This window comes from Alkalispirochaeta americana (assembly GCF_900156105.1).
Classification (GTDB): domain Bacteria; phylum Spirochaetota; class Spirochaetia; order DSM-27196; family Alkalispirochaetaceae; genus Alkalispirochaeta; species Alkalispirochaeta americana.
Window position 1 is genome coordinate 116,368 of the sequence record NZ_FTMS01000010.1, and the last position, 25,124, is coordinate 141,491.

Annotated in this window: 21 protein-coding genes and 1 tRNA gene; 11 read left to right on the plus strand and 11 right to left on the minus strand. The window is 60.6% G+C overall.

Annotated elements, in window-relative coordinates; genetic code table 11:
* The first annotated feature begins 11 nt into the window (after nt 1-11).
* A complete protein-coding gene (locus tag BW950_RS08890) occupies nt 12-200 on the plus strand; it encodes a ferredoxin (protein WP_018527599.1) in 189 nt (62 codons plus the stop codon).
* Nucleotides 201-337: 137 nt separating this feature from the next.
* Here the strand turns inward: BW950_RS08890 and BW950_RS08895 are convergent, their stop codons facing one another.
* Nucleotides 338-1,774: a nicotinate phosphoribosyltransferase gene (locus BW950_RS08895; RefSeq protein ID WP_083943886.1), complete on the minus strand. Its 1,437-nt coding sequence runs from the start codon at nt 1,772-1,774 to the stop codon at nt 338-340.
* A gap of 81 nt (nt 1,775-1,855) precedes the next feature.
* On the opposite strand from BW950_RS08895, the gene ndk reads away from it, so the two are divergent.
* From ndk to BW950_RS08910, 3 genes are all read left to right on the plus strand, one after another.
* Nucleotides 1,856-2,353 (plus strand): nucleoside-diphosphate kinase, encoded by a 498-nt coding sequence (gene ndk, locus BW950_RS08900; RefSeq protein WP_499697538.1) that lies wholly within the window; start codon nt 1,856-1,858, stop codon nt 2,351-2,353.
* The gene (locus BW950_RS08905) at nt 2,334-4,184 is read left to right on the plus strand and encodes a M3 family oligoendopeptidase (protein ID WP_076488937.1); all 1,851 of its coding nucleotides are present in this window, start codon (nt 2,334-2,336) and stop codon (nt 4,182-4,184) included. Before ndk ends, BW950_RS08905 begins: the two co-directional genes overlap by 20 nt.
* A 29-nt stretch (nt 4,185-4,213) precedes the next feature.
* Nucleotides 4,214-4,285 (plus strand) — tRNA-Cys (locus tag BW950_RS08910).
* A gap of 63 nt (nt 4,286-4,348) precedes the next feature.
* Here BW950_RS08910 and BW950_RS08915 read toward each other — a convergent pair.
* Nucleotides 4,349-4,966 (minus strand): NUDIX hydrolase, encoded by a 618-nt coding sequence (locus BW950_RS08915; protein ID WP_076488938.1) that lies wholly within the window; start codon nt 4,964-4,966, stop codon nt 4,349-4,351.
* A 107-nt stretch (nt 4,967-5,073) separates the two neighbouring features.
* On the opposite strand from BW950_RS08915, the gene BW950_RS08920 reads away from it, so the two are divergent.
* Both BW950_RS08920 and BW950_RS08925 read left to right on the plus strand, forming a co-directional pair.
* Entirely contained in the window at nt 5,074-6,609 is a 1,536-nt protein-coding gene (locus BW950_RS08920; RefSeq protein WP_076488939.1) for an AAA family ATPase, read from the plus strand.
* Nucleotides 6,596-8,314, plus strand: a complete 1,719-nt coding sequence (locus BW950_RS08925; RefSeq protein WP_143559186.1) for a vWA domain-containing protein — start codon at nt 6,596-6,598, stop codon at nt 8,312-8,314. Before BW950_RS08920 ends, BW950_RS08925 begins: the two co-directional genes overlap by 14 nt.
* A 3-nt stretch (nt 8,315-8,317) precedes the next feature.
* Here BW950_RS08925 and BW950_RS08930 read toward each other — a convergent pair whose 3' ends face one another.
* The 4 genes from BW950_RS08930 to BW950_RS08945 are packed head-to-tail and all read right to left on the minus strand — an operon-like array spanning nt 8,318 to nt 12,791.
* Nucleotides 8,318-9,013 (minus strand): nucleotidyltransferase family protein, encoded by a 696-nt coding sequence (locus BW950_RS08930; protein WP_076488941.1) that lies wholly within the window; start codon nt 9,011-9,013, stop codon nt 8,318-8,320.
* A complete protein-coding gene (locus BW950_RS08935) occupies nt 9,006-11,447 on the minus strand; it encodes a xanthine dehydrogenase family protein molybdopterin-binding subunit (RefSeq protein WP_076488942.1) in 2,442 nt (813 codons plus the stop codon). Before BW950_RS08935 ends, BW950_RS08930 begins: the two co-directional genes overlap by 8 nt.
* Nucleotides 11,440-11,964, minus strand: coding sequence for a (2Fe-2S)-binding protein (locus BW950_RS08940; protein WP_076488943.1), 525 nt, complete (start codon nt 11,962-11,964; stop codon nt 11,440-11,442). Before BW950_RS08940 ends, BW950_RS08935 begins: the two co-directional genes overlap by 8 nt.
* The gene (locus BW950_RS08945) at nt 11,961-12,791 is read right to left on the minus strand and encodes an FAD binding domain-containing protein (RefSeq protein WP_076488944.1); all 831 of its coding nucleotides are present in this window, start codon (nt 12,789-12,791) and stop codon (nt 11,961-11,963) included. The genes BW950_RS08940 and BW950_RS08945 overlap by 4 nt, the downstream gene beginning before the upstream one ends.
* Nucleotides 12,792-13,071: 280 nt before the next feature.
* Between BW950_RS08945 and BW950_RS08950 the strand changes: the two genes are divergently transcribed.
* From BW950_RS08950 to arcC, 5 genes are read left to right on the plus strand one after another with little or no spacing between them, the layout of a single operon-like run.
* Nucleotides 13,072-14,214 carry an ABC transporter substrate-binding protein gene (locus tag BW950_RS08950; RefSeq protein ID WP_076488945.1) on the plus strand — a complete coding sequence of 381 codons (1,143 nt, stop codon included), beginning with the start codon at nt 13,072-13,074 and terminating at the stop codon, nt 14,212-14,214.
* Between the two features lie 59 nt (nt 14,215-14,273).
* A complete protein-coding gene (locus BW950_RS08955) occupies nt 14,274-15,209 on the plus strand; it encodes a FecCD family ABC transporter permease (RefSeq protein WP_083943879.1) in 936 nt (311 codons plus the stop codon).
* The gene (locus BW950_RS08960; protein ID WP_076488946.1) at nt 15,209-16,009 is read left to right on the plus strand and encodes an ABC transporter ATP-binding protein; all 801 of its coding nucleotides are present in this window, start codon (nt 15,209-15,211) and stop codon (nt 16,007-16,009) included. Before BW950_RS08955 ends, BW950_RS08960 begins: the two co-directional genes overlap by 1 nt.
* A gap of 24 nt (nt 16,010-16,033) precedes the next feature.
* The gene (locus BW950_RS08965; RefSeq protein WP_234969073.1) at nt 16,034-16,495 is read left to right on the plus strand and encodes an acyl-CoA thioesterase; all 462 of its coding nucleotides are present in this window, start codon (nt 16,034-16,036) and stop codon (nt 16,493-16,495) included.
* A gap of 32 nt (nt 16,496-16,527) precedes the next feature.
* Nucleotides 16,528-17,496, plus strand: coding sequence for a carbamate kinase (arcC, locus tag BW950_RS08970; RefSeq protein ID WP_076488948.1), 969 nt, complete (start codon nt 16,528-16,530; stop codon nt 17,494-17,496).
* Between the two features lie 70 nt (nt 17,497-17,566).
* On the opposite strand, the gene BW950_RS08975 is transcribed toward arcC, so the two are convergent.
* From BW950_RS08975 to BW950_RS08995, 5 genes are all read right to left on the minus strand, one after another.
* Nucleotides 17,567-18,910 carry an ATP-binding protein gene (locus BW950_RS08975; RefSeq protein WP_076488949.1) on the minus strand — a complete coding sequence of 448 codons (1,344 nt, stop codon included), beginning with the start codon at nt 18,908-18,910 and terminating at the stop codon, nt 17,567-17,569.
* Nucleotides 18,911-19,047: 137 nt separating this feature from the next.
* Nucleotides 19,048-19,410: a PG0541 family transporter-associated protein gene (locus BW950_RS08980; protein WP_076488950.1), complete on the minus strand. Its 363-nt coding sequence runs from the start codon at nt 19,408-19,410 to the stop codon at nt 19,048-19,050.
* Entirely contained in the window at nt 19,407-22,625 is a 3,219-nt protein-coding gene (locus BW950_RS08985) for an efflux RND transporter permease subunit (protein ID WP_076488951.1), read from the minus strand. Before BW950_RS08985 ends, BW950_RS08980 begins: the two co-directional genes overlap by 4 nt.
* Nucleotides 22,622-23,626 carry an efflux RND transporter periplasmic adaptor subunit gene (locus BW950_RS08990; RefSeq protein ID WP_076488952.1) on the minus strand — a complete coding sequence of 335 codons (1,005 nt, stop codon included), beginning with the start codon at nt 23,624-23,626 and terminating at the stop codon, nt 22,622-22,624. Before BW950_RS08990 ends, BW950_RS08985 begins: the two co-directional genes overlap by 4 nt.
* Complete coding sequence (locus tag BW950_RS08995) at nt 23,623-25,032, minus strand: TolC family protein (RefSeq protein ID WP_076488953.1); 1,410 nt, start codon at nt 25,030-25,032, stop codon at nt 23,623-23,625. The genes BW950_RS08990 and BW950_RS08995 overlap by 4 nt, the downstream gene beginning before the upstream one ends.
* Nucleotides 25,033-25,124 lie beyond the last annotated feature (92 nt).

A 25,124-nucleotide genomic window follows, 5' to 3' on the forward strand; every position in this document is an offset into this window, starting at 1 on the left:
AGGAGTTGCGTATGACCACGAAAGTTGATCCCGATCTGTGTATTAGCTGTGCAATCTGCACCAACATGGTTCCCGATGTGTTCATCATGAACGACGATGGCCTGGCCGAGGCGAAACCCGGTGATGTTCCTGCTGACCTGGAAGATCAGGTCCAGGAAGCGATGGAGGAATGCCCCGCCGACGCCATCGTCATCGAGTAACCTCCCTGTACCATCCGGTACAACCACCCCGCACCGCGACGGCCCCTGGCTCTCCCCGGTGCGGGGTTTTTTGTGTCCCGGCCGCTACCCCGGCTACCCCGGCTACCCCGAGTTCCCCGGGCTGACCCCGCAGCCCGTCACAGGTCCCGGAAGAACTGGTCCTTTTGCCGTCGCAGCTGTTCCGAGAGAGAGACCTTGTAGATGTGGGGGTTGATGATCCGTTTGTAGGTCTCATCGAGACAATCCAGGTTCGTCATGGTCCGCTGGCGTATTCCGGCCAGTTCCGGAGAGGAACCGAGCCGTTCCCCCTGGCGCATGTGCAATGTCAGAAGGGGCTCGATCCGCTCGTAGCGATCCAGACGGGTCTTTCGGTAGTCCCCGGCGGGGTGATAGAAGGTATACCCCCGGCCCGGCAGGATATCTTCTCCCTCTTCGGCGATCAGGTCTGCCAGGGGGTAGTCGTCGGGGCCGTAGAAGCGATAGATCTGCTTGATTCCCGGGTTGGTACTTTTCTCGGGGTTGTCACTCATCTTCATTGTGGGGACAAAGGTGCCCCGGGGCCCTTCCTTTGCTGCCATCTTGTACACCCCCGTGAGGGCCGAGTCACTCCCCCCCGTAACCAGCTGGGTTCCCACCCCCCACATATCAACGGGGCTTCCTGCGGCTACCAGCTGGGCGATGATCTCCTCATTCAGCTCGTTGGAAACGGCAATTCGGGCGTCGCCGAGCCCCGCCTGGTCGAGCTTCTTCCTGACGGCCTTGCTCAGATACTGAATGTCACCGCTGTCCAGACGGACCGCCACGGGGTGGCCCTGGTCCTGGAGCTCCTTGCCCACGGTGATCGCGCTCCGGATTCCGCTGCCCAGGGTGTCGTAGGTGTCGATAAGAAGAACCGTCTGCTCGGGATACAGGCGAGCGTAGCGCCGAAAGGCTTCTTCCTCGTTTTCGAAGGCCATAACCCAGCTGTGGGCCATGGTGCCGGTGACGGGAATGGCGAAACGCATTCCCGCCAGGGTGTTGCTGGTCGCCGAGGCTCCGCCAATATAGGCGGCCCGGGAAGCGCTCATCGCCCCGTCGGGACCCTGAGCACGCCTGAGTCCGAACTCGGCGATCGAACCTCCCCGGGAAGCCAGATATATCCGGGCGGTCTTGGTTGCCACCAGGGTCTGATAATTCAGAACGTTCAGAAGGAGGCTCTCTATAAGTTGCGCCTCGAGCATGGTGGCGTGAACCCGCACCAGCGGCTCCTGGGGAAAGACCAGCGTTCCCTCGGGGACAGCCCAGATATCACCGGAAAACCGGAAGGAAGCAAGATAATCGAGGAACTCCGGGCGAAACAGTCCGAGCCCGGCGAGATACTCCAGTTCCTCCGGTAAAAAGCGGATCGTTTCCAGAGCCTCCAGAAGATCTGCCAAGCCGGCGAAGACGGAAAACCCTCCGCCAAAGGGCTGTCGTCGGAAAAACATGTCGAAGACAGCCCGCCGGTGCATTCCTTCGTGGTGATACCCCTGCATCATGGTTAGCTCGTAGAGATCGGTTAGCAAGGCAGACTTGATAATCATGACATCCATCATACCGGAAAAATCATGTCCGAACAAAGACCGAATGGTCGGCACCGTCGGGAAACAGCCCTCGGGAATCGGAAAAGGGTAAAAATGGAAAGAGTTGAAATCCTGAAGGAGAACATCCATACTGGGGGCATGGCATACGAGAAGACCTACGTAATGTTGAAGCCCGGAGTTTTGCAACGCCGTCTGACAGGAATCATTCTTCAGCGACTGGAGGAAAAGGGGCTCACCCTGGCCGCCCTGAAACTGATGGTCATCCCCCGGGAGATCGCCGAAAGGCATTACGCAGAGCACTCACAGCGGCCCTTTTTCCCGGACCTGATATCCTACACTACCTCTGGCCCCGTGGTGGCCATGGTGGTCTGCGGTGAAAATGCCATTGCCCGGGTCCGTGCCCTGGCTGGTCCAACCCGGATAGAGGAGGCCCCTCCAGGAACAATCCGGGGCGACTTTGCCGCCGTGACACGAAAAAACGTGATCCACACCTCGGATTGCTCCGAGAGCGCACGCCGGGAAATCGAGCTGTTTTTTTCCCCCGGGGAAATCCTGGAATACGAAGATCCCAATGCCGACTGGACCTACTGACTCCACCCCGGGGCAGGACCGGTGGCAGCTCCACTCGATCTATCCCGGCCTTGCTTCGGAGGCTTTTCTGGGAGATCTGGCAGAGCTGGACCGGAAACTTGCCGAACTCCGGGAGATCCTGGAACGCCACGAGTACCGGGCCCTGCAGAGCGATGCTACTTCCCGAAATCTCTTTTGCCAGGAGCTTCCGGGAATCCTGACCGGGATCAACGCACTGCGTGATCTCTACGAGCAGCTCGAACATTACTGCTACGCCGTGTACAGCACCGCCACCACCGGCGAAGAGGCCCTGAGAACCCTGAACGCCGTAACAAAGCGAAGCGTTCCCCTGGCAGAAATCACCGTGCGCTTCCGACAGGGGCTCTCGCAGGTGTCATCCCGGGATCTCACCTCGGCAGCCCGGGAATCCCCCCTGATCGAGGGGGCCCTGCTTTTCCTTCAGGAAGAACGCGACCTGGCGACGCATCAGATGTCTCTGACCGAGGAATCGCTGGCGGCAGAACTGGCTCGCCCCGGGGCCGACGCCTGGAGCCGCCTCCAGGAGACAATCGCCAGCTCTCTTCGTGTACCCTGGGAGGGGGAGCAGGAGTTGACCATGGTGGAGATTCGCAACCTTGCCTCGGACGCCGACAGAGGCCTGCGCCGCCGGGCCTGGAAAGCAGAATGTGACGCCTGGAGGTCGATGGAGCTGCCTCTGTCGTACGCTTTGAATGGCGTCAAGGGGGCCTCCTCCGCGCTGGACCAGCGCCGGGGCTGGCAGGATACGCTGGAGCGCTCGCTCCATCAAAACCGCCTCTCCAGAAAATCCCTGGAATCGCTCGTTACCGCCATGAGGGCCGCTCTCCCCCTTTTCCGGCGCTACCTGCGGGCAAAGGCCGCCTTTCTCGGGATAGAGCGCCTCTCATTTTACGATCTGGCGGCCCCCGTGGGCACACCTCCCCAGAGGATATCTCTCCCGGGTGCTCTGGATCAGATCAGCCAGATCTTTGCCTCCTTCGATCCGGCCCTGGGCGATTTTGTTCTGGAACTCCGGGATAAACACTGGATCGATGCAGAAACCCGGTCGGGGAAGGTGGGAGGGGCCTACTGCATGGACTTCCCTCTGGCCCGGGAGAGCCGCATCCTGATAAACTTTGACGGTTCCTGGGACAGCCTGAGCACCCTGGCCCATGAGCTGGGTCATGCCTGGCATTCGCACGTGCTGAAGGATCTTCCCTCGTCCGAACGGCGATATCCCATGATCCTGGCAGAAACGGCCAGTCTCTTTTGCGAACACCTGGTCTTTGAGGCGTCCCGATCACAGGGAACGCCCGGGCAGCAACTTTTCATTCTGGACCAGTTTCTGCAGAGCGCAACCCAGATCATCGTGGATATTCTCTCCCGTTTTGAGTTCGAATCTGCCCTGATCGCCCGGAGGGCCGAGGGAGAACTCTCGCCGGGAACACTAAACGAACTGATGCTCACCGCCCAAAGGCGAACCTACGGCGAGGCTCTGAACAGCCGGGAACTCCATCCCTATATGTGGGCTGTGAAGAGCCATTACTACCGGGCCGACCTTGCCTTCTACAACTATCCCTACGCCTTTGGTCAGCTCTTTGCCCTGGCTCTCTTCCGGCAAAACCACCAGCACCCCCGCTCCTTCCCCGATCGGTACCGGGATCTTCTCGGAGAAACGGGGCGTTGCAGCGCTGCTGCCATTGCCTCCAGGGTGGGGGCCGATCTGGAGACCGTCAGCTTTTGGGAAGGCCCCCTTCAGGAGATTCAAGGCCTTGTCTGCATCTTCGAAGATCTGCTTCCCGGAGCCCCCTCTTTACAAAGCCCCGGGGTTTGACTATGATTGGTCCCGATAAGCCAACCTTTGGCGCCGTACCCAAGTGGTAAGGGAGAGGACTGCAAATCCTTCATTCGCCGGTTCGAATCCGGCCGGCGCCTCTTGTCCCCCTCAGCTTTTTCCCCTTTCCCCCCATTTTTCGATTTCCGGCCGGTCGGTTCTCATCACCTGTTGGTGAGCCGGGAGATATCGGGAGTTCCCAACCGTCCGAGCAAGAACCCCAGAGCAACATGCATCATGGCGTGATCAAACTCTTCGGCCCGTTCCCCCGCCAGAAGCTCCTCCAGTGGAACAAGGCAAACCTCCAGGTGTTCATCACTCTCGGGCGCGGGCTCGGCGACCTTTTCCACGGCAGGAGCAAAAAAAGTGTGGCACCGGTTATTCATAAGAGCCGGGTTGGGATTAACAGAGCCAAGAAACTCCATCGCCCCCCGGGATGCCCCCTGCCGGACCTGATACCCCGTCTCTTCCCGGAGTTCCCGCAGCGCGGCCTGACCGGGAGTTTCCCCTGCATCGACCACACCGCCGGGGAACTCCAGGGAGAGGCAGTTACTTCCATGACGAAACTGCCTGACCATGACAAAACAGTCCCGCCCGGAACTATCCCGGGTCAGGGCAATCAGATTTACCCAGTCGGGGGCCTCCATCACATAGTAGGTCCTCTCCTGACCAAAGGAACTTCGCCGCAGGCTTTGGACCAGCGAAAAGACGGGAGTTTCCACCAGATCCGTGCGCGTCTTCTCCTGCCAGATCAGGAGAGAATCGGAATCGCTGTATTTCATGGACCCATACTATCCTGAACAGCAAAACCCGGGGAGTCCCCCCTCCCGGGGAACACAACAATCCCGGGGCGCTTGACACCGTTCCAAGAAAGGGAAAGAGTATCGGTATGCGTGCAGACCGAATCAGAAGGCTTATTCAAGCGCTCTCAACAAACCTCTTCGAAAAGGAAGAGACTCTCCGGCTTGCTGTACTGGCGGCGATCTCCCAGCAAAATCTCTTTCTCTACGGCCCGCCGGGCGTGGCAAAGAGCATGATCGCCCGGCGACTTCCGGGACTGTTTCAGGACGCCCGCAGTTTCGAATACCTCCTGGGACGCTTCAGCACCCCCGAAGAGCTTTTTGGCCCCGTTTCAATCACCCGCCTGAAAAACTATGATCTCTACGAGCGGGTGGTAGAGGGCTTTCTTCCGGCAGCAGAGATCGTCTTTCTTGATGAACTCTGGAACGCATCGAGCCCCATACTGAACACGCTTCTGACAGCTATCAGCGAGCGACGCTTCCGCAACGGCCGGGAAGAGATGGCAATTCCCCTGAAAACCGTTATCGGTGCTGCCGGAACACTCCCCAAGGACGATCCCACCTTGGAGAACCTCTGGGATCGCTTTCTGTTACGCCTGGAGAGCGTGCCGGTTACGCGGAAGGAATCCTTCCTGGACCTGCTGCTGAGCACCGAAGAGACAACGCCGCCGGAACCTCAAGGTGCCGACAAAATCAGGTCGGAGGAGCTGGACCAGTGGCAACAGGAGATCAGAAACATCACCCTCCCTCAGGATATTCAGGAGTTCATTCTGGACGTTCGGGAACGAATATCCCGCCACAACCGGCTCTCGACGGCAGGCGAGACGACTCAGCCCATCGTCGTGAGCGACCGCCGGTGGAAACAGGTGGCCCATCTCCTGCGAACCAGTGCCTTCCTCAACGACCGCGCCGAGGTGGACGTCCTGGATTGCATCCTCATGCGTCACTGTCTCTGGTCCCGTCCGGAAGAGCGCACCGTGGTGAACACCATCATCGAGGAGGCCCTCTACCGTTACAGCACCTCGGGCCGTTTTGACCCCGAAGCAACGCGGCTCCGCCTGGGCGATGCTCTCTCGGAGTTCCGCACAGCCCGCTACAAGACGCTCCAGGAGGAGATCGATGAACCCACAGCGTACCGGGGCGAGTACTATCGCCTCCTGGATTTTGTGGAGGATCACCTTACTCTTATCTGGATCGGGGACTTCCAGAACCTCTCCACGGAGAAACCCCAGGAAACAGATCTCTTCTTCTACGGCGAAGCTGACGACTTTGCCTACTCGGAACGCCTGCCCGTCCGTTTGATCGATCCATCCACCGTGGAAGTCGCCGGGGAACCCTTCCCGGTCGAGACCAGCCGTGTTCAACGAACCTGCCAGGAAGAGGTGGAAGTCACGGCAGAAACAAAAGAGGCCCTGACGAAACGCCTCCAGGAAATCCGCCGGGAGACGGAGACCACGACGGAAGCCGTCCAGGCCTACCGCGACGCAGCCAGTGGAGAAGCAGAGCAGCACCTCTTTGTTCACCGCTCCTACGCGGAAATCGTAGCCGCCGGTATGGATCAGGCAGCCCGGGATTTTGCTGAACTCCAAATGGAGATAGACCAGGCTCTTCATGAACTGGAGTAGCACGGCGTCCATGGAAGCGTCACAGCAGATCCGGACCGTTCTGTTTCGTGAACTCTACCGATTTTTCACCGACCCCGAGGGCGTCTCCGCTCCCGAAAAAGAGTCGGCCCCTGCCGGCTCGAAACAATCTGCCACGGAGCTGCCGCCCCCCCTGGCCCGGAGCGTGGAGCATTTCTACACCCTTCTGCTCAACACCGTGGCCGCAGGAACCGACGATGCCCTGGCAGAACAGATATCGGCCGAGGTATCGTCCTGGTTTGCCTCGATCTGGGCGGATCTCCAGCATCAGGGACGAGAGAGACCCTCCGCGCCCGATCTCTCGGCGGGAGGCCCTGATCCGACGAGCGGAACCGAGAGCCCTTCCGCCGCCCTCACTGCCGAGGGACTGGAAAAACAGCTCCGCCTTGCCCAGAACACCTGGCCCCGGCACCGCGAACGCTGGGATCAGCTACAGCAAAAACTCCCCTTTGCCACCACCGATCGACACCTCCAGGTCCTCCAGAAACGGTTCCTGGACGCCCGGCACCAGGCCCTGCAGGAGCAGCGGGAACTCCAGCAGGAGAGGGCCCTTCGCCTGGTGGCCAATCCGCTTGCGGATCACCTGAACAATCTTATCCCCCGACTCCAACACCACCAGCACAAGCTCCAGAGCCTTCTGGGCGTAACCGGCCGATGGAATATTCTGGAGGCTGACCCCCAGGACCTGTGCTGGGAAACCCTATCGCGATGCAACGCCTTCCTTGAAAGCGCACCGGGCCTCAAGCATCTCTGCCAGTTGCTCCTGAAGGATCTCTCCCCGCCTGGTGTCAGAGAGACCACCATCACCGATCCCCTCCCCCGGGTCCGGCAAGTCGAGGAAGATCTGGGGTGTGGAGAAATAACCGGCCTGGGCCTGGGAAGCGCATTCCCGGGAGTCCTGCCTGGCGAGCTGGCCCTCCTGGCCGATGACGCTACGGAAGCTCTGTTCTTGCGGAAACTCTCCGATCAGTCGCTGCTGCAACTGCAGCACCAGCGCCGGTGCCTGCGAACGCACTGGTCTTCTCCTCCTGCCCGGGAAATGCCCGGACCCAGGCCGGCCCTGGGAAAACTGATTCTCTGCATCGATACCAGCGGGTCCATGCGAGGAACTCCCGAAGCAGTGGCGCGCGCCACAATCCTGGGAGTCCTCAGCGAGGCCCTCAAAAGGGGACGATCAATCTCGGTCTTTGCCTGCACCCCGCAGCTGGAAGTCCTGGAAACAGCCCCCCTCTGCGATGAAGAGCCTCTCAGCCGGGAGGGCTTCCCGGAAACACCCTCACCAGCACTGAAGGCAGGCGCACCCCCGGAAATCCCGGAAGAACTCCTTCTGAATCTCCTGAATTTCCTGGATCGCCCCTTTACCGAGGGGTACGATGTGTCTCCTGCCATGGAGGCAGCGCTGAACCTCCTGGAAAACTCCGACCCGGGAGCTTCTTCCGATGTGGTTCTTATCAGCGACATCCCCTATCCCAAGATTCCGCCACGCCACCTCAACCGGATGCACCAGCTCCAACGATCCCGGCGAGCCCGATTCCAGACACTGACGATCCATGAGGAGCCGATGCAGGACCCCCTGAACGTTTTTGACTACCGATGGTTCTTTAATACCGGGGCGCACCCCGAGGTGATATCTACGGGAGAATCCCGCATGATCGGCCTCGATTCCCAGGCCTTTCTCCACTTCTAGTGTTCAGGGAGCACACCGTTCCTGAGCCCGGGCGAGCTCCTCCGGCGTGTCCAGATCAACCCGGATATCGTCGGTGACGACCGGGACCCCCCGGCAGGAGCGGTCCCGAAGCAGCATCTTCAGGAGGATCTCCTCCCGGCTCCCCCGGGATCGGGATTCCTCCCGGGCCCTCTCAAAGGCTGTCTCAAGCTCGGGCAGAAGAGCTCGCCGGATCAATACGGGATGCCCCCGCTTGCCCTGGTTCAGGGGAAAGAAGACATCCTCCCCGCGGGAGATTTCCCCCCGGGACATTTCATCGGAGCCCGCCAGCGCCCCGGATAACACCGCACGATACACGGCAGGGCTCAGAAAGGGCATATCGGCGGGGGCAACAAAAAACCACTCACTACGGACCTGACGGGCCCCCGCAAGAATCGACGAGACCATACCCAGGGCGAAGTCGGGGTTATGCACCACCGTAACCCCTGCAAGAGAGGCCGCCTCCCGGGCTACCTCGTCGGCTCCCCAACCGGTAACCACAAAGCAACGGGAACAAACCTCCCGGGCCTGCTCGACCACCCGAGCCAGGAGGGTTCTCCCCCCCAGGCTGAACAGCGCCTTGGGAACGGGCCGGGAATGGGCCGGGTTCATCCGCTGCGAAAGGCCCCCGGCGGGGATAACGCAATCCACCGCCGGGAACGTCCGCTCACAGTCAGTCACACTGATACTTGCCGATCTCCGGAGCCGACTTGCAGCTCCCCCGGGGGCTCTTGGTGATCCAGTTATCCACCGGTTCCTTGCGATTCAGCGCCCGCCAGACATCCTCGAAACGCAAAGGCATATGCGTCAGCTCGGCTCCGCTGGCACGCTGGATCGCGTTCCCCAGAGCAGCCGCCACGGAGATCATGGAATGCTCACCCACACCTCGCGCACCGTAGGGTCCGTCAAGCTGGGGACACTCCACCCCAAAGGTCTCCACCTCCAGGGGAAGATCCCGGGAGGTGGGAATCTTGTTGTCCGTAAAGGAGGGGTTCAAAAGATGGCCCTTCTGGTCGTAGATGTACCCCTCCACCGTGGCGGTTCCCAGCCCCTGGAGCATTCCTCCAATCGCCTGGCCCCGAAACGCGCCGGGGTTGATCACCCGGCCCGCATCAAACACCGAGGCTACCTTCAGAACATCGTACTCTCCCGTTTCGGGATCCACAGCGACGATCATGCCGTGGGCCCCGTAGGTCCAGTCCAGGGCGGGGAGGCCCTGACCGGTTTCCTTGTTCAGGTGGGTCAGACCCTGGGCAATATAGCGCCCGACTCCTACCAGAGGACCGCCAATGGCGTTCCCGTTGGGATAGGCGTAGCCGATCGCCAGCTGCCGGAAAGAAACTCGCTCTTCTTCACGGTGGCGGACAAAAATCCCCTCGGAATCGTGATCCAGATCGATCACGTTGGCCCGCAAGACCTGGGCGGCATCGTTGTAGGCGTTCCGGAGAAGGTCTTCCGCCGCCAGGATGGCTGCGTTACCACTCAGGAGCAACCCCTTGGAGGCCACGGTTTGCCAGTCGTAGGGATCCCGGTCGGTGTCGCTCTCGAAGGCAACCTTGACCCGTTCCAGGGGAAACCCGAGACGCTCGGCGATCATCTGGGCCACGGCGGTGTAGGTTCCCTGACCGTAATCGATCAAGCTGATGTTGGCCGTAACAGAACCGTCTTCGTTCATTTTGATGATCACCGTGGTCGCCGTGAAGGGCGGCATGGCCGGGGCCTTATGGAGCCCCACCACGGCCTTGCCGATTTTCTTCCCGCTTCGTGCGGCCAAAGCCTCTTCCTCGGGTGATACTTCTCCATAGCGGATCATCTCGGCAGCCTTTGTGAGGCACTTATCGATATCTCCCGTATGGGAGGTAATCTTCTCTCCCGTGAGCGTTACAGATCCCGGTTTCAGGGTGTTCTTGAGGCGAAACTCCAGGGGATCCATCCCGATCGCCTGGGCGATCAGATCCATGTGGCGCTCGAGGCCCCAGAAGAACTCCACGTGGCCGAAACCCCGGTAGGCCGTACCGAAGGGCTTGTTGGTGTACACCGTGTAGGCGTCGACCGCCGCATTGGGAATCTCGTAGGGTCCCCCGGCGGAGTACCCCGAGGCCCGGGTTACATTCACGGCGTAGTCGGCATAGGCGCCGGAATCCCAGTACATGGTCATCTGCTGGGCCAGAATTTTTCCCTCCCGGGAGATTCCGGTCTTGATCCGGTAGGTGAGCTGGCTGCGGCAGGGAAGGAGGCTGAACTCCTCTTCCCGGGTGGCGGTAAGCTTCACCGGACGCCCCCCGGCAGCGCGGGAGAGAACAGCCACGAGGGGTTCTATTCCGATACCGGCCTTTCCTCCGAAACCGCCGCCTACGTAGGGTATTTGAACCCGCACATTCCGGTGAGGAAGTCCGAAGGCGATGCAAAAGAGATTTCGCAGGGTAAAGGGAGACTGCGCGCTGGACCAGATCTGAACCTGATCTCCCGCAGACCACTGCACAATCGCGACGTGGGTTTCCATAGGGACGTGCTGAACCGAGGGGTTGGTGTACTCCCGATCGATGATCCATTCGCTTGAAGCAAACCCCCGCTCCAAATCACCCTTTCTCAGACGCGTGTGGTTTGCAATGTTGGTGCCCGGTTTGGGAGTAAAGGCTGCCTCCATATAGGAATAGGATCCCAGATCGGGATGAACCAGAGGAGCATCCTCTTTCAGGGCATCCTTGGGATGAAGTACCGGTTCCAGCACCTCGTAGTCGATCTGGATGGCCTCCACTGCTTTCTGGGCAGTCTCCAGGGTATCGGCTGCCACGGCCGCCACGGCCTCGCCGAAATGACGCACCTCGTCACGGGCGAGGATGTCCTTGTCCACCACGTAGAGCCCCAGCTTGTACTCCAGGTCCTTGCCTGTCACCACGGCCCGCACACCGGGAATCGCCCGGGCAGCAGACGTGTCGATGGAGAGGATCTTCGCCCGGGCATGAGGGCTGGTCTTGACCCGGGCAAAGAGCATTCCCGGAACAGCCATGTCCGAAACATAGGTTGCCCGACCGGTGAGTTTCTCCACGGCGTCAATCCGGGCCGTTTCGCGGCCCACGTACTTCAGGTCTTGTGCCGGTATCTGGTCAAGCATCGTTGCCTCCTCCCCGGGTCTCACCGGCGGCATCTCTCTGTGCTATCTCCCGGGCTGCACCCTGACTGGCGGCATCCAGAACAGCTTCGATAATTTGCTCGTAGCCAGTGCACCGGCAGAAGTTCCCCTCGATTCCCTCGATCACCGCCTCCCGATCGGGGTTGGGGTTTCGCCTCAGGAGGTCCTTCACGCTCATGATCATCCCTCCCGTGCAGTAGCCGCACTGCACGGCGTGATGCCGGTCGAAGGCTTTCTGGACAAGGGTCAGTTCTTCTCCCCGGGCCTCGCCCTCGACCGTTTCCAGGACAGCTCCATCGATCTCGGCAGCGAGTACCAGACAGGAATTGACGGCATCACCGTTCATGATGATCGTGCAGGCGCCACACTCGCCGGCCCCGCAGCCCTCCTTTGTTCCGGTGTACCCCAAGTCCTCCCGCAGATAGTGGAGAAGGGTCTTGTGTTCCGGAACGTTCCGTTCATAGCGTTCCCCGTTCAGGGTAAAATGTACTGTTCTCATGCGCAGGCCTCCTGCTTGCACGCTTCCATCAAGCGACGAATAAAGATGTTCACCATAAAAGCCCGGTATTCCCTGGTACAGCGCACGTCATCGATGGGAGAAATCGCGGCTTGAGCCTGGGCCTGCACCGTCTCCAGGGGAGTCTCCAGGGGAATGTCAGCCAGAAGAACCGGCGTGGGGGCCGCCGAGCTGATGCCAAAGCGCATTGTTCCCTTGAGAGAAACCATGGCGACGCTGACAACGCCCAGATCGTGGCCCTTGATTCGTTTGAGCTTCTGGTACCCTCCGAAGGCGCCCGCCCAGTCGGGAGGAACCACCAGACGGGTTACTATCTCCGAAGGGCCGATGATCGTCTGCTTTACCCCGGTGATGAACTCCGCCAGCGGCACCTGACGTACCCCCGACGAAGAAGCCAGCTCCACAATCCCCCCCAGAGTGAGCAGGGGCGAACCAAAATCGCCACAGGGGCTGGCCGTAACGATGTTCCCCACCAGGGTGGCCCGGTTCCTCAACTGAAACGTGGCCAGCTGCTCTCCCGCCGCGTGAAGCACAGGAAAGCGCTCTGCCACACCGGAATCAGCCAGGAGCTGATTTACCGTCACACAAGCCCCCACCGAAAGCCCTTCGCCATCGCTCCAGGAAAGACGATGAAGCTCGGGGATTCCCTTGAGATCCACCACCACCCGGGGCCGGGAAATCCCTGCACGAATACCGACAAAGAGGTCGGTTCCTCCAGCAAAGACGGTAGCGTCCTGAGCTGACTCGTCAAGGATGCGAAAGGCCTCGTCCAAAGAGACGGGGCGGTGATACAAAAAATCCTGCAACATAGGTACCCCTTCCGAGACATACAACGCTCACTCAAAGCGCGGTCTCTGGTTCTCACCCTGTGGAATCATTCCACGGGGCAGTTCTTGATAGAGAAAAATAGTGTGCGCCCGGTTCCTCAGCTTGTCAAGAAAAGAAGCGCGACCCGCGGCCGCGGCCGGGCAGCCGGGGATCCCGTCTCCAGCCCGCCTGATTATCCCGGCTGCTTATTCCGGTTGATTGTTGCGAACCCGGAAGATTAGCGCTTGACCGGAAGGTCCAGTCGGGACACAATTCCCACCGATGAAACGCTTTTCACCTTCGATATCCAGACGCACCCGCTTCGGCAGTTCCCGCCCGGCCCTGGTTGCCACGATGTGGTTCCTTGCAGGGATCATGACGTTCCCCGAGTTGATTCCCGGGCAGCTCCAGGCCGCCGAAACCGGATACAGCCGAACCGTAACCGATGCGCTGGGCCGCCAGGTGACCCTTGAGGCGCCCCCTCAGCGGATTGTCACGGCGGGACGGGCCATGATCATGACCGCCGGAGTGCTCTGGGCCTTCCCGGGTGTTCCCGATCGCACCGTGGGGCTTGGCAGAAACACCCAGGGGCCGGCCAACTTCCTGGAGGTGACCCATCCCCGCTACAACGAGATCACCCAGCTGGAACGCACCGTGGGAGCCGAACAGGTGGCGGCCCTCAGACCTGATCTGGTAATCCTGAAGTCAGGAGTTCGGGAAAACCTGGGGAGACCCCTGGAGCGGCTGGGGTTTCCCGTGATCTACGTGGACCTGGAGACACCGGAGCAGTACTACCGGGAGCTGCTCATGCTGGGAGAGACCCTGGACCAGGAAGAACGAGGCCGGGAGCTGGCCCGGTTCTTCCGGGAGACCGCCCGGGCTGTGACCGATACCACAACCACTATCCCCCGGGAAGAACGCCCCACCACTCTTCTGATCTATTACCGCCGATCGGGGGGGCAGATCTCGTTCAACGTTCCCCCTGCAGGATGGCTTCAGACCAGCCTGGTAGAAATGGCCGGGGGGATACCCCTGTGGCTGGAGGCGAACCCCGGCGGAGGCTGGTCTACGGTCAGTTTCGAACAGATCGCTGCCTGGAATCCCGAGACGATCATTCTGGTGGACTACGGGGGCGAGGCCCCGGCCCTTCGGGATGATCTGGCCAGCCACCCCCGGTGGCGCCAGCTCCAGGCGGTTCGGGACAACCGCTTTTACGCGATGCCCCGGGATTATTACAGCTGGGATCAACCTGATGTGCGCTGGCTTCTGGGCCTTCAGTGGCTTGCCCGGACCTTTCATCCCCGGGCGTTTTCACAGACTCCCCTGGAAGGACAGATTCGCCAATTCTTCAGCACCCTCTACCGGATCGAAGGAGACTCCTTCGAGAGGCTGATTGCCCCCGTTCTCACAGGAGACCTTCCCTGATCGCGCCCAGGAGGGAAGCCCAGGCCCTGACCGCGCTGGCAGTACTTCTTCCCCTGGTTATGGTCGCAGCGAGCCTGGTCGGGAGGTATCCGCAACCGGGGTTCATGAACCCTCTTCTCCTGCGGGACGATCCCCTGGCCGTGCGCCTGGTGCTCGAGTTGCGTCTCCCCCGAATCATCGCAGCGGCCCTCCTGGGAAGTTCCCTCGCAGCGGCCGGTGTGGTAATGCAAATGCTCTTTGCGAACCCCCTGGTGGAGCCCGGTCTGGTGGGGGTCTCCCAGGGAGCGGCCTTCGGAGCTGCTCTGGCAATCATCCTGGTCGGCCATAACCCTGCCGCGATCCAGGGGTCGGCGGCACTCTGCGCTCTGGGTGCCCTGGCCCTGACCTACCAAATTGCCCGGCGCCTGCGCTTCGGAGGGTGGATACTGCGGCTGGTCCTTTCGGGGATCGCTGTATCAGCTCTTTTTTCTGCGGGTGTGGGGGCTATAAAATACCTGGCTGATCCCCTGGAGGATCTTCCGGAGATCACCTTCTGGATGCTGGGGGGGCTCTGGAACGTCTCCTGGCAGGAGGTCTTCCGCATCGCCCCGGCAGCGATCCTGGGAATAACCATCGCCTTTCTCCGGCGTTACCGCCTGAACCTGCTCTCTCTGCAGGATCGCGTTGCCTTTTCCCTGGGGGCCCGACCCGACCGGGAACGATTGGCGCTCCTCATCGCAGCCACGGTGGCTGCGGCGTCGGTAATCTCCATCGCCGGAATCGTCGGCTGGGTGGGCCTGATCGTTCCCCATAGCGCCCGACGCCTCTTCCGGGCCGATGCACTGGTGGCGCTGCCGGCGGCGATCCTCCTGGGAGCGATCTTCGTTGTTGTCGCTGACACTCTGTGTCGAACCCTTGTGGCAGGAGAGATACCCCTGGGCATCGTTACTTCCCTGGTGGGAGCCTCGGCGTTTATCGTCCTTCTCCTGACCCACAATATTCGGATGGAACGCTGATGAAGAGCTCTGATCACCCCGGGGTTTCCCCACATCCGGCAGTCTCACTGAAAGATGTCAGCTTCCGCTACCCCCGGGCAGCAGAGGAAGTCCTCCAGGATATTACCCTCTCCGTTACAGAAGGAACTATCACGGCGATCCTCGGCCCAAACGGTGTGGGAAAAACCACCCTGCTGAACATCCTCCTGGGCTGGCTTCTGCCGGAGAAGGGAGAGGTGAGTCTCTTCGGCCGCAGGTCACGGGCCATCTCCCGCCGCGAGATGGGCCAGACCATCTCCCTGGTTCCCCAGGATGAACACGTTCCCTTCGAGTATACCCTCCTGGACTACGTTCTTTTGGGGCGTGCGCCCTATCTGTCTCCCCTCCAGACACCACGTCCCGCCGACGCCCGGATCGCCCGGGAGGCCCTGGAACGGGTGGGCCTTGCAGCTCGAAGAAACCATCCCGTGGCAAACACCAGCGGCGGAGAGAAGCAGCTGGCTCTGGTAGCCCGCTCTCTGGCTCAGGAGCCGCGGATACTCCTCATGGATGAGCCCACGGCACACCTGGATCTCCGCAACAAGCGCCGCACCGCAGATCTGGTGAAGGCCCTGCAAACCGAGGGTGTCACGGTGATATTCACCACCCACGACCCGGAGTTTGCAGCAGCAGCCGCCGATCGACTGATCCTTCTTCAGGGAGGACGCCTCCTTGATGAAGGCCCGGTGGACCAGGTCATGACCACGGAAAACCTTGGACGAGTTTTCTCCCTGGACCTTGTGGTGCACCATTTTGCGGGGCGTCCCGTGGTGGTGTGGTAGCCCGGGGGGATTCTTTGCGGTACCATGTGGGGCATGACAGAAACAGAGCCGCTCCAGGACCCCCAGTTTGATCTGACCGTAGAGATTCGCTTCCGGGATCTTGATGCCTACGGACACGTGAATCATGCCGACTACTTTACCCTCATAGAATCGGCACGAACCCGCTTTATGATCGACCAGTTTCGCGCTGAACGAAGAGCCGAGAACCCGCTCTTCCTGGTGGTTCGGGCTTCCTGCGAGTACAAACGCCCCATTGAACTGGTGCCGTCGGTGCGTGTCCTTATTACCGCCTCGGACCTGGGCAAAAGCAGCTTTACCCTCCATTACCGGATCGTCGGTGAAGACGGCACACTTCACGCAACGGCCCAGACCCGCATGGCCTGTGTCGATGGGGCAACCCAGCTCCCCACGCCGATTCCCTCCTGGTTCAGGGAACTTGTAGCGCCTCTACCTCCCCGACAGAAGGAAGAGCAAAAAACATCCTAGCCTCCAGCTTCCGCTGGTGATACACTGACTCCATGAGTCACACACAGGTAGACCCCCACAAGCTGGCTGTCATCGCCCTGGGGGGCAACGCGATCATCGCGAAGGGGCAGAAGGGGCTCGTTCAGGAGCAGTTCGAGAACGTCCGCCGCACGGTGGATCCCGTGGTTGAGCTAATCGCCCAGGGATATAACTTCATCGTGACCCACGGGAACGGGCCCCAGGTGGGAAACCTCTTGCTCCAGAACGAGCTGGCCCGGGAGGAAGTTCCCGAGATTCCCCTGGCCATGCTCGACGCCATGACCTGCGGATCCATGGGCTACATGATCGAGCAGTGTCTGCAAAACGCCATGATCAGGCGCGGTATCTGGAAAAACGTGGTTACCATTCCCGCCCAGGTGATCGTCGACCGGTTTGATCCCGCCATGGAGGCACCGACAAAACCCATTGGCCCCTTCTACACCGAGGAGCAGGCCCAAAAGCTGATCCAGGAGAAGGGGTGGCTCCTCAAGGAGGATGCCGGTCGGGGCTGGCGGCGTTTTGTGGCGTCCCCCTACCCTATCGATATTGTAGAGAAAGAGGCGATCCGTCAGCTTTTGCGGCAACAGTATTTGCTTGTCACCGGAGGTGGCGGCGGAATCCCCGTGTCATACCACGAGGATGGAACGATCGAAGGTGTGGATTGTGTGATCGACAAGGACCTGGCCAGCATGAAACTGGCCATAGCGGTCCATGCACGAACGCTGATAATCATTACCGGTGTCCCCAAGGTTACTCTGAACTTCGGAACCCCCCAGGAGCGTTCCCTGGACAGGATCACCCTGGCCCAGGCTCGGCACTACTACCAGGAAGGGCAGTTCCCCGCCGGCTCCATGGGGCCAAAGATGATGGCGGCCATCGAATTTGTCCAGGCTGACCCGGAAAACCGCGTGATCATCACCAACGAGGGAAGCCTTATGGAGGCTGTGGCCGGTCGCGAGGGAACCCACATTGTGGCGTACTAACAGAGCTCCCCGGAGAAGGGCTGTCTAAGGGACGTCTGCCGGCCTTGTAGCCAGGGCCGGCAGGGGGCTGTCAATCAGCCCGATTGCTCTGGCTTGCTTGAGTCCGCTCTGGCTGGTTCCGGTTTTCCTGGCCCTGACCAGCCTGATCGGCTTGCCGGGACTCCAGGGTTATCCGGGGAATAATGACCTGGCTTTCCACACCGTCGGGAACATCCTGCATGGTCATCTCTGCCCCCAACCGCTCCAGGGCACGGATCACGTTCATCATGCCCATGCCCGATCCACCGCTTTTCCCGGAGCGGCCTCTCTGAAAGAACCCATCGCGCCGGACATCCACAACCTCACCGTCTCCAAAGGGCAGGGGCCACCCGCTGTTCCATATGGTCACCTGTACCATCGAAGACTCCTCCTCGACCTCGGTCACGGTGATGCGAATCTCCCGATCTGGCCGTCCTTCGGTGGCCTCGATCGAGTTTTTGAGAATGTTTTCGAAAATTACCAGCAGGGTAGAGCGGCAGGCCTGGACCGCAGCTTGTGAGTTTCCCTGGATGGAACACTTTACCTCGTGGCGCACAGCGTTCTTGACCCCCCAGAAATAATAGGTCGTGTTTTCCAGAAGTTCCTGAAGGTGGACCACCTCGGGCTCTTCCCGATCCCGCGCCGTTGCAACGTAGAGAATGGCGTTGGTCCTGCGGTTCAAGCGATCTCCATAGCGCTTGAGTTTCTGCGCAACCCTGGAGTTTCCCGAAATCTCCTCGATCTGCGCCAGGGCATAGATTCCCGCCACGTCGCCCTTGAAATCGTGAACCACCCCGGAGATGTTCTCTCCCAGTTCCGCCACGGGACGCAGATCGAGAGTCTGTTCGTTCAGGTGATCCCGCTCCTTCCGCAACTCCGCGATCTCACCTTCAAAAAATACGTAGAGCGTGGCGAAGCAGAGAATTACCACCACCACAAGATGCATGCTCTGATGAAGGGCAGCCCCGTGGAGCGCCCCGGCCAGAAAGACCAGGGTTATGGCAATTATGACCTGTGTTCCCAAAAAGCGGGTGGTGTTCCGCCCCAGAAGCTGCATTTTGTGCGCTGCCAGAAGTGCCGCCGACATCACCAGATAGGGAGGAATATTGTAGGCCCGGGACGGGAAGAGAACCATGGCGTAGGAGATGAGAAACAGCACCCCCACCTGGAGGTACCGGACCAGGGAGTGATCAATCAGGGCAAGGAGGAGGTAGAAGAGCCCCAGAAAAAGCATGACCTGGCGAAGCCGGAAAGCCGGAGAGACCAGTACTTCAAAACCGTAGACAGAAAGATCAATCAGCACCGAGGCAAGAAAAAAAAGCCCCACAATGATGCCAAGATTGCGAGAGATAGTTTCTTGTAGCGGCCGATTGGCCTCCTGCGCCAGCTTGCCCATATGCCCCTGCCACGCCGTCCGTAGCGACGATTGCTGTATGCCAGCTCCAGGCAGTATAACACGAGATCAGGCCATCGAGTCTTCATCTTTTGCAAAGAAAACAGGTGCGTTGCCGACGGGTTTTGTCTTCGCCGGGATTACCGCTGCCCGGTCTGCCCGGGATCGAGCGGTCCGGAATCGAGTTGCCCGGGATCGGCCTGGCCGGAGAGGGGAATCTCCCGAGCCCCGGGAATCTCGAAGAGGGTTATACCCTCCCGGGGAAAGATCCCTTTCAGCCCCGTCAGGGCATCCCGGACTGCCCGAACCGACCGGTCCTCCACGTAGGCCATATAGACCACGTTCCTCTCGGGCCAGACGGCATCGCCGCGCCGGACCCCCTGCCCTCCCCGGCCCTGGACACCGATCCAGAGGGTGTAGGAGATTCCAGGAACCGCCTGCTGAAGCGCCTCGATCAGATCGGGCTTCACCGACTGGTTGGCCACCACTTCGATTCTCGTCATTGTGCGTTCCTCCAGACCGGGTCATCATCCGGATAATCTTCCCGGCTATCCTCCTGGTGCTCCTCGGGATGAAGATCCGCAGGATACTTCCCGATGAGGGGGCCTCGGGGCTTCCAGTCCCGCCAGCCGTTCAACAGGGAATAGATCAAGGGTGTAACAAAAAGGGTCATCACCGAGGCCACCGAGAGGCCTCCCACAATGGTCTGGCCGATCGGCTGAATTGTCTCGGATCCTTCCCCGGGGAAGAACGCCAGAGGAACCATGCCCAGAATGGTGGTGAGACTGGTCATGAGAATGGGCCGCAACCGGTTCTGGCCCGCTGCGAGGGTCGCTTCCCGCACCGGGAGGCCTCGGGCCCGGAGGGTGTTGGTGTAATCCACCAGGACAATTCCGTTGTTCACCACAATTCCGACGAGAGCCACCACACCCACAGCAGCAAAGAGCGAGAAGGGCTGCCCCGTAATCCGGTAGATCCAGATCACTCCCACAAAAAGAAGAGGAATAGAGAAAAAGATCACCAGAGGATCCAGAAATGATTCGAACTGACTCGCCATGATTCCAAAAACCAGAAGCACCGCTGTAAGAATGATGAACCCGAAGGTCCGGCTGAACTCGTCGATATCCTGGGCCTCGCCGCCGTAGAAAATCTGCACCTCCCCCGGGGGGATCAAATGCCGGTCCAGCGTCTCCTGAAGAAGAGGCTGAAAATCAGTGGCGGCGACCCCTGCGGGAAGATCTCCCGTTACAGTCACCACCCGACGGCGATCCTGCCGCTCTATACTGGTAGGAGCCCGTCCCTGGATTATCGTAGCGAGGCTGGACAGAGGGATCAGCGCTCCTCCGGCTCCTGAAACATAGAGCGAATCGAGACTCTGCCGGTCCTCCCGGTCTGATTCCTGGAGGATAATCACCACGTCCCGCAGGGTTCCCTCGTCTTTCATGGTGGTGGCCCGGTTTCCCCCGTAGGCCGACCGAATCTCCTGGGCCAGGGCAGGAACGGACACCCCCAGGGCCGCAGCCCGCTCACGATCAATGCGAAAGGCCAGTTCAGGACCTCCCTGTTCCAGGCTCAGCTCCAGGTCCTCCACCTGGGGCAAATGCTCCAGGATGATCCGGCGAGCTTCGAGGGCTGTCTCAACGGCCAGGTCTGCGCTCTCGGCGCGGATCTCCACGCTCACTGCCGCCGATGTTCCGGCCCTCCGGCCGGCCTGGGCCGTGAGATTGACCCCGGGGATATCTGCAACCAGGGGCATCACCAGGCGGGTGATCGACTCGGGTGTATCGATCTGTTCAGCCGGCGGCGGCAGGGTTATCTGAATCGACCCCAAATGGGATGCGCTGCTTCCGCCCCATCGCCGGCCGGACCCGGCAGTGATAACAATATTGTTCCATCCCTGGACTCTTCGTTCCAGCTCCTCTCCAAGGCCGCGAAGAATACCCTCGGTCTCTTCCAGGGGCGTTCCCAGGGGCATCTGAAGGGAAAAGAAGACCGTATCATCGGTGCGGCTGCGAACAAAGAGGTTGATTCCCACATCGCCAAACTGCCGGAACGAGAAGATCGTCACCAGAGTTACCAGAAGGAGCACCAGAAACCGGTGATCCAGACCGTATCGCAGAGCCCGCCCGTAACCCCGCTCGAGACGGCAGAAGAAGCCTTCTACCAGGAGATCGGCTGCACGGAGCGGCGCCAGACGAAGCGGCTTCTGCACGCGAGTATTCAGAGGAAGCAACGCCCCCGCCAGGGCAGGCACGACCGACACAGCCACCACCAGGGATACCACCAGAGAAATCGCCACGGTGAAGACCAGATCGGTAAAAAAATAGCCCATAAAACCCAGATCGTTGCGAAAGAGCAAAACCGGCACAAACACTCCCAGAGTTGTCGCTGTGGACGCCACAATGGCGCGATACATCTCCTGACTGCCCAAAACAGCCGCCACCACAGCCTTGGTCCCCCGCTCTCGATAGTTGTGGATGTTCTCAAGAATGACGATGGAACCGTCCACCACCATTCCCAGCCCCATGATCAATCCCGTGAGGGTGAGCAAATTCAGGGTCAGGCCAAAAACAGCCATGGCCATGAGGGTTATCAGAACCGAGAGCGGTAACGAGAGTCCAATGATCAGCGTACCCCTGACATTACGCAGGAAGATAAAGAGCACTGCCATCGCCAGAAGAGCACCCTGAAAGGCCGAGGCATAGACCTGGTTCAGGGTGGCCCTGATCAGGGCGGTGTTATCCGAGAGTACCTCCAGGGACATTCCCGGGGGGAGATCCCCCTCCAGGGACGCCACTCGTTCCCGAACGGAATCGGAGACCCTCACGGCGTTGCTGTCGCTGCTGTTTTGAACGCGCAGGAAAACCCCGGGTTCGCCGTTCACAAAAACCCGGGTTGTCTCGTCGCTGGAAGCCAGGCGAACCTCGGCAACATCCTCCACCCGCACCAACCGGGCCCGCCCCACCTCGCCGCCGCCCAGGGTTGTAACCACCACGCGGCGAACTTCCTCCAGGGAGGAGAGTTCCTCGGCGGTGCGGAGCTGAAACTCCCGGGCGTTATCGACCAGGGTGCCCCCGCTCACCAGGACGTTTTGCTGATCCAGCGCGGAGGCCACCGCCCGGGGTGTAAGACCGTAGGCGGCCAGGCGGTTTTTCATCAGTTCAACCCGAACCTCCAGCGATCCTCCGCCCGACACATCGGCGGCGGCAACGCCCGGAACGCTTTCGACGGCGGGCTTTACCCGATCCTCGGCAGCGCGACGCAGTTCTTCCAGGGAAAAATCGCCCCTCAAAACCAGCTGCATAACCGGAATATTTGCCAGATTGAACCGTCTCGCCACAGGCGACCCCGCATCGTCGGGAAGGCGGTTTCCCGCGGTGGAGAGGATCGATGTTACCTCGTTCATCGCCTCGTCCAGATCCTGATCGTACCCGAAAAAGAGGGTAATCCGGCTGGACCCGGTGCTGGAGGTGGAGTTGATCGAGTCCAGCCCCGTCACAGCGGCCAGAGCCGTCTCCAGGGGAACCGTGACGTTCTGCTCTACATCTTCCGGCCCGGCACCGGGAAAGGAAGTGGAGACCGAGATGACCGGCGGCGATACGTCGGGATAGAGGTTTACCGCCAGACGAGGCACCATCGTTGCGGCAATTCCCACCAGAAGAGCCGCCAGAACGATCACCGTAACGGGATGCTCCACCGATCGCTCGGGAAGGGTCATGGTCGTTCCTCCCCGGCCGTCTCTGCACGGCGGACCGGCATCCCCTCGGTCAAAAAGGATTGACCGCGCACCACCAGCAGATCCCCCTCCTGGAGCCCCTCAAGAACTTCCAGGGAAGACCGCCCCTCCAGACCGGTTGTGACGGGGCGCCTCCGGGCGATATTGCCGTCATCCACAACATAGACATATCGCTCCTGCCACGTCTCAAGCAGGGCCGAAGGGGGAACCGTGAGAACACCGGTGCGCTCCTGCAGAACCAGTTCCAGCGAGGGGAACATGCCAGCCCGGATACGCCGGTCCGGCCGATCAAGGACCAGCGTGACCTCCAGAGTACGCCTCACAGGGTCCATCACCGGTGCCAGACGAACCACCCGGGCCGGAAAAAGCTCTCCCGGAAAGGCCTCGAACCGCACATCGGCCCGAAGGCCCGGCCTCAAAAACCCCAGAAATCGCTCCGGAACCCAGGTGCGAATCTCCAGACGCGAAAGATCCTGAAGCGTCACCACCGAAGTCTGGGTAGTGATGGTATCACCCTGGCTCGCCCCGACAGCCACCACTGTCCCGCTCACGGGAGAGATCAGAGGACTCTCGGAGAAAGCATCGCCAGGCCGGGAGGGATCCACCAGGACAACCCGATCACCGGCGGTGATAACGGTACCCACGGGAGGCACGGGGGTCGAGATCCTCCCTCCCACGTTGGACACCAGACCCACAGGATCCCGGGCAACCACATCGCCGGTAATCCTCACGGTGGAACGCACGGTCCCCCTGGAAACAGGCGAAACCGTTACCGCCCGGGCCTCGGGCTGATCCCCTCCCGGAGACCTCCCAGGGCCGCCCGGCGCTCTTCCCCCGGCCCTCTCTGCTGTAGCATCAGGAAGGTCACTGGCGGGCTTCACCACGGGCCAGACCAGCGCACCCGCCACCACAAGGACCACCACAACAAGAAGGGCCGTGACCAACCGGTCGCCAGGTGGTGTCTGTTTCATCTGCTGATTCATCTCGTGATCTCCTGCAAAAGCGCTTCGGGATTCACTTCGCCCACAGCCTGGGCCAGATCCGTCGCAGCCAGACCGTGCTGATACCTGCCCGAGGCAACGCTGATTCTGGCATCGAGGAGATCCCTTCGGGCCCGATCGAGTTCCATTCGCTCCACGGTCCCCCGAAGGAACCCTTCCTCGGTAAGGGCGTAAAACTGCTCGGCGATGTCCACCTGGAGCAGGGCGATTTCAATCTGTTCCACCGCGTTGTTCACTTGCGTTACCAACTCCTGAACTCTCACCTGGTACTGCCGATATCGATCATCCCGATCTATCCGGTCCTGGCTTAGCTGAAGGTCAGCCCGAGCAACCCGCTCCGCCCGAGACGATCCCGCAAGCCACCCATCCAGAGGAAGGGAGAGCGAGAACCCTACCCGGAGAGAATCGGTCTGGGGCGAATCGAGGGTCGAGTTCCAGCTGGTGGAGAGATTCAGCGAGGGAGCTCGGGAAGAGAGCCCTTCCTCCCGACGGGAAAGCTCGGCCGCACGCAATCGCAGATCCTGCATGGCTGCATCGTAGCGGGAGGCAGGGTACCTCTCGAGAACCAGCGGCAACACCACCCGATCCAGGGACAGCTCCAGCGAATCCACAAGAACGAGATTTCCCGCATCATCGGGATCGTACCCTTCCAGTCCCAGCAGGACGAGGAGTCGCACCTGGGCCAGCTGAAAATCCGTCTGGCCCTGGCGATAGTTCAGGCGGGCCCGCTCCACAGCCAGTTCGGCCTGGAGCAGGTCCCGTTGACTTACCAGACCGTTCTCGTAGCGCGTGCGGGTCTGTCGGGCCTGTTGCTCCGCCAGCTGAATATCTTCAGCCAACAGCTGAAGTCGGTCCTGCAAATGAATCAACCCGTAGTAGCGCCGCCGCACCTGGGCAACCAGATCAATATACGTAATATCCCGATCGAGAAAGGCCCGCTCCTGCGCCACTTCGCGGAGAGCAATCTGCGGAGCAATATCCGGAGAAAGCTGCAGCGAGACCCCCAGCGAGGAGGTCGGGCTCCATCGAGGGTCTCGTCGTGCTTCGGAATCGAAAAAAAGATCCCGGGTATAACTGGTTCCGCCCTGAAGTGTTGCCGAGGGAAGGAAGAGTCCCCAGCTCTGCCGGTGGGATCTGGCGGCATCGGCGGCGGCCAGATCGGCCTTGCGCAGAGCTGCGTCGTTCTCCCGGGCCAGATCAATCGCCTCCCGGAGCGACAGGGGCCGTCCCTGCCCGGCCCCCCCCTCGTCGGAGCTCACCACCCCGGGGTACACCAACCCGGGGTAAAAGAGCAAAACAAGAGGAAGGAAGCAGAGCAGCCGCCGAAATATCGGCCTCTGCCAGGATGCTCCGGGAGGGCCGCATCTTCGGTGAAGGATGAACGCCATAACCCGGTCAAGATATCCACAGCACGAGAAAAGAGAAAGTGTCTCCAGTCATACCCGGTTGTGACCCGGGGCATATACAAAACAGGATTAAT

Coding starts and splice junctions, on each gene's coding strand:
- BW950_RS08975 (WP_076488949.1), bottom strand. CDS start 18,910: ATGGGCAAGCTGGCGCAGGAGGCCAATCGGCCGCTACAAGAAACTATC.
- BW950_RS08985 (WP_076488951.1), bottom strand. CDS start 22,625: ATGACCCTTCCCGAGCGATCGGTGGAGCATCCCGTTACGGTGATCGTT.
- BW950_RS08980 (WP_076488950.1), bottom strand. CDS start 19,410: ATGACGAGAATCGAAGTGGTGGCCAACCAGTCGGTGAAGCCCGATCTG.
- BW950_RS08920 (WP_076488939.1), top strand. CDS start 5,074: ATGCGTGCAGACCGAATCAGAAGGCTTATTCAAGCGCTCTCAACAAAC.
- BW950_RS08955 (WP_083943879.1), top strand. CDS start 14,274: ATGGTCGCAGCGAGCCTGGTCGGGAGGTATCCGCAACCGGGGTTCATG.
- BW950_RS08895 (WP_083943886.1), bottom strand. CDS start 1,774: ATGATGGATGTCATGATTATCAAGTCTGCCTTGCTAACCGATCTCTAC.
- BW950_RS08945 (WP_076488944.1), bottom strand. CDS start 12,791: ATGTTGCAGGATTTTTTGTATCACCGCCCCGTCTCTTTGGACGAGGCC.
- BW950_RS08950 (WP_076488945.1), top strand. CDS start 13,072: ATGAAACGCTTTTCACCTTCGATATCCAGACGCACCCGCTTCGGCAGT.
- BW950_RS08905 (WP_076488937.1), top strand. CDS start 2,334: ATGCCGACTGGACCTACTGACTCCACCCCGGGGCAGGACCGGTGGCAG.
- BW950_RS08940 (WP_076488943.1), bottom strand. CDS start 11,964: ATGAGAACAGTACATTTTACCCTGAACGGGGAACGCTATGAACGGAAC.
- BW950_RS08915 (WP_076488938.1), bottom strand. CDS start 4,966: ATGAAATACAGCGATTCCGATTCTCTCCTGATCTGGCAGGAGAAGACG.
- BW950_RS08960 (WP_076488946.1), top strand. CDS start 15,209: ATGAAGAGCTCTGATCACCCCGGGGTTTCCCCACATCCGGCAGTCTCA.
- BW950_RS08890 (WP_018527599.1), top strand. CDS start 12: ATGACCACGAAAGTTGATCCCGATCTGTGTATTAGCTGTGCAATCTGC.
- BW950_RS08965 (WP_234969073.1), top strand. CDS start 16,034: ATGTGGGGCATGACAGAAACAGAGCCGCTCCAGGACCCCCAGTTTGAT.
- BW950_RS08990 (WP_076488952.1), bottom strand. CDS start 23,626: ATGAATCAGCAGATGAAACAGACACCACCTGGCGACCGGTTGGTCACG.
- arcC (WP_076488948.1), top strand. CDS start 16,528: ATGAGTCACACACAGGTAGACCCCCACAAGCTGGCTGTCATCGCCCTG.
- BW950_RS08925 (WP_143559186.1), top strand. CDS start 6,596: ATGAACTGGAGTAGCACGGCGTCCATGGAAGCGTCACAGCAGATCCGG.
- ndk (WP_499697538.1), top strand. CDS start 1,856: ATGGAAAGAGTTGAAATCCTGAAGGAGAACATCCATACTGGGGGCATG.
- BW950_RS08995 (WP_076488953.1), bottom strand. CDS start 25,032: ATGGCGTTCATCCTTCACCGAAGATGCGGCCCTCCCGGAGCATCCTGG.
- BW950_RS08935 (WP_076488942.1), bottom strand. CDS start 11,447: ATGCTTGACCAGATACCGGCACAAGACCTGAAGTACGTGGGCCGCGAA.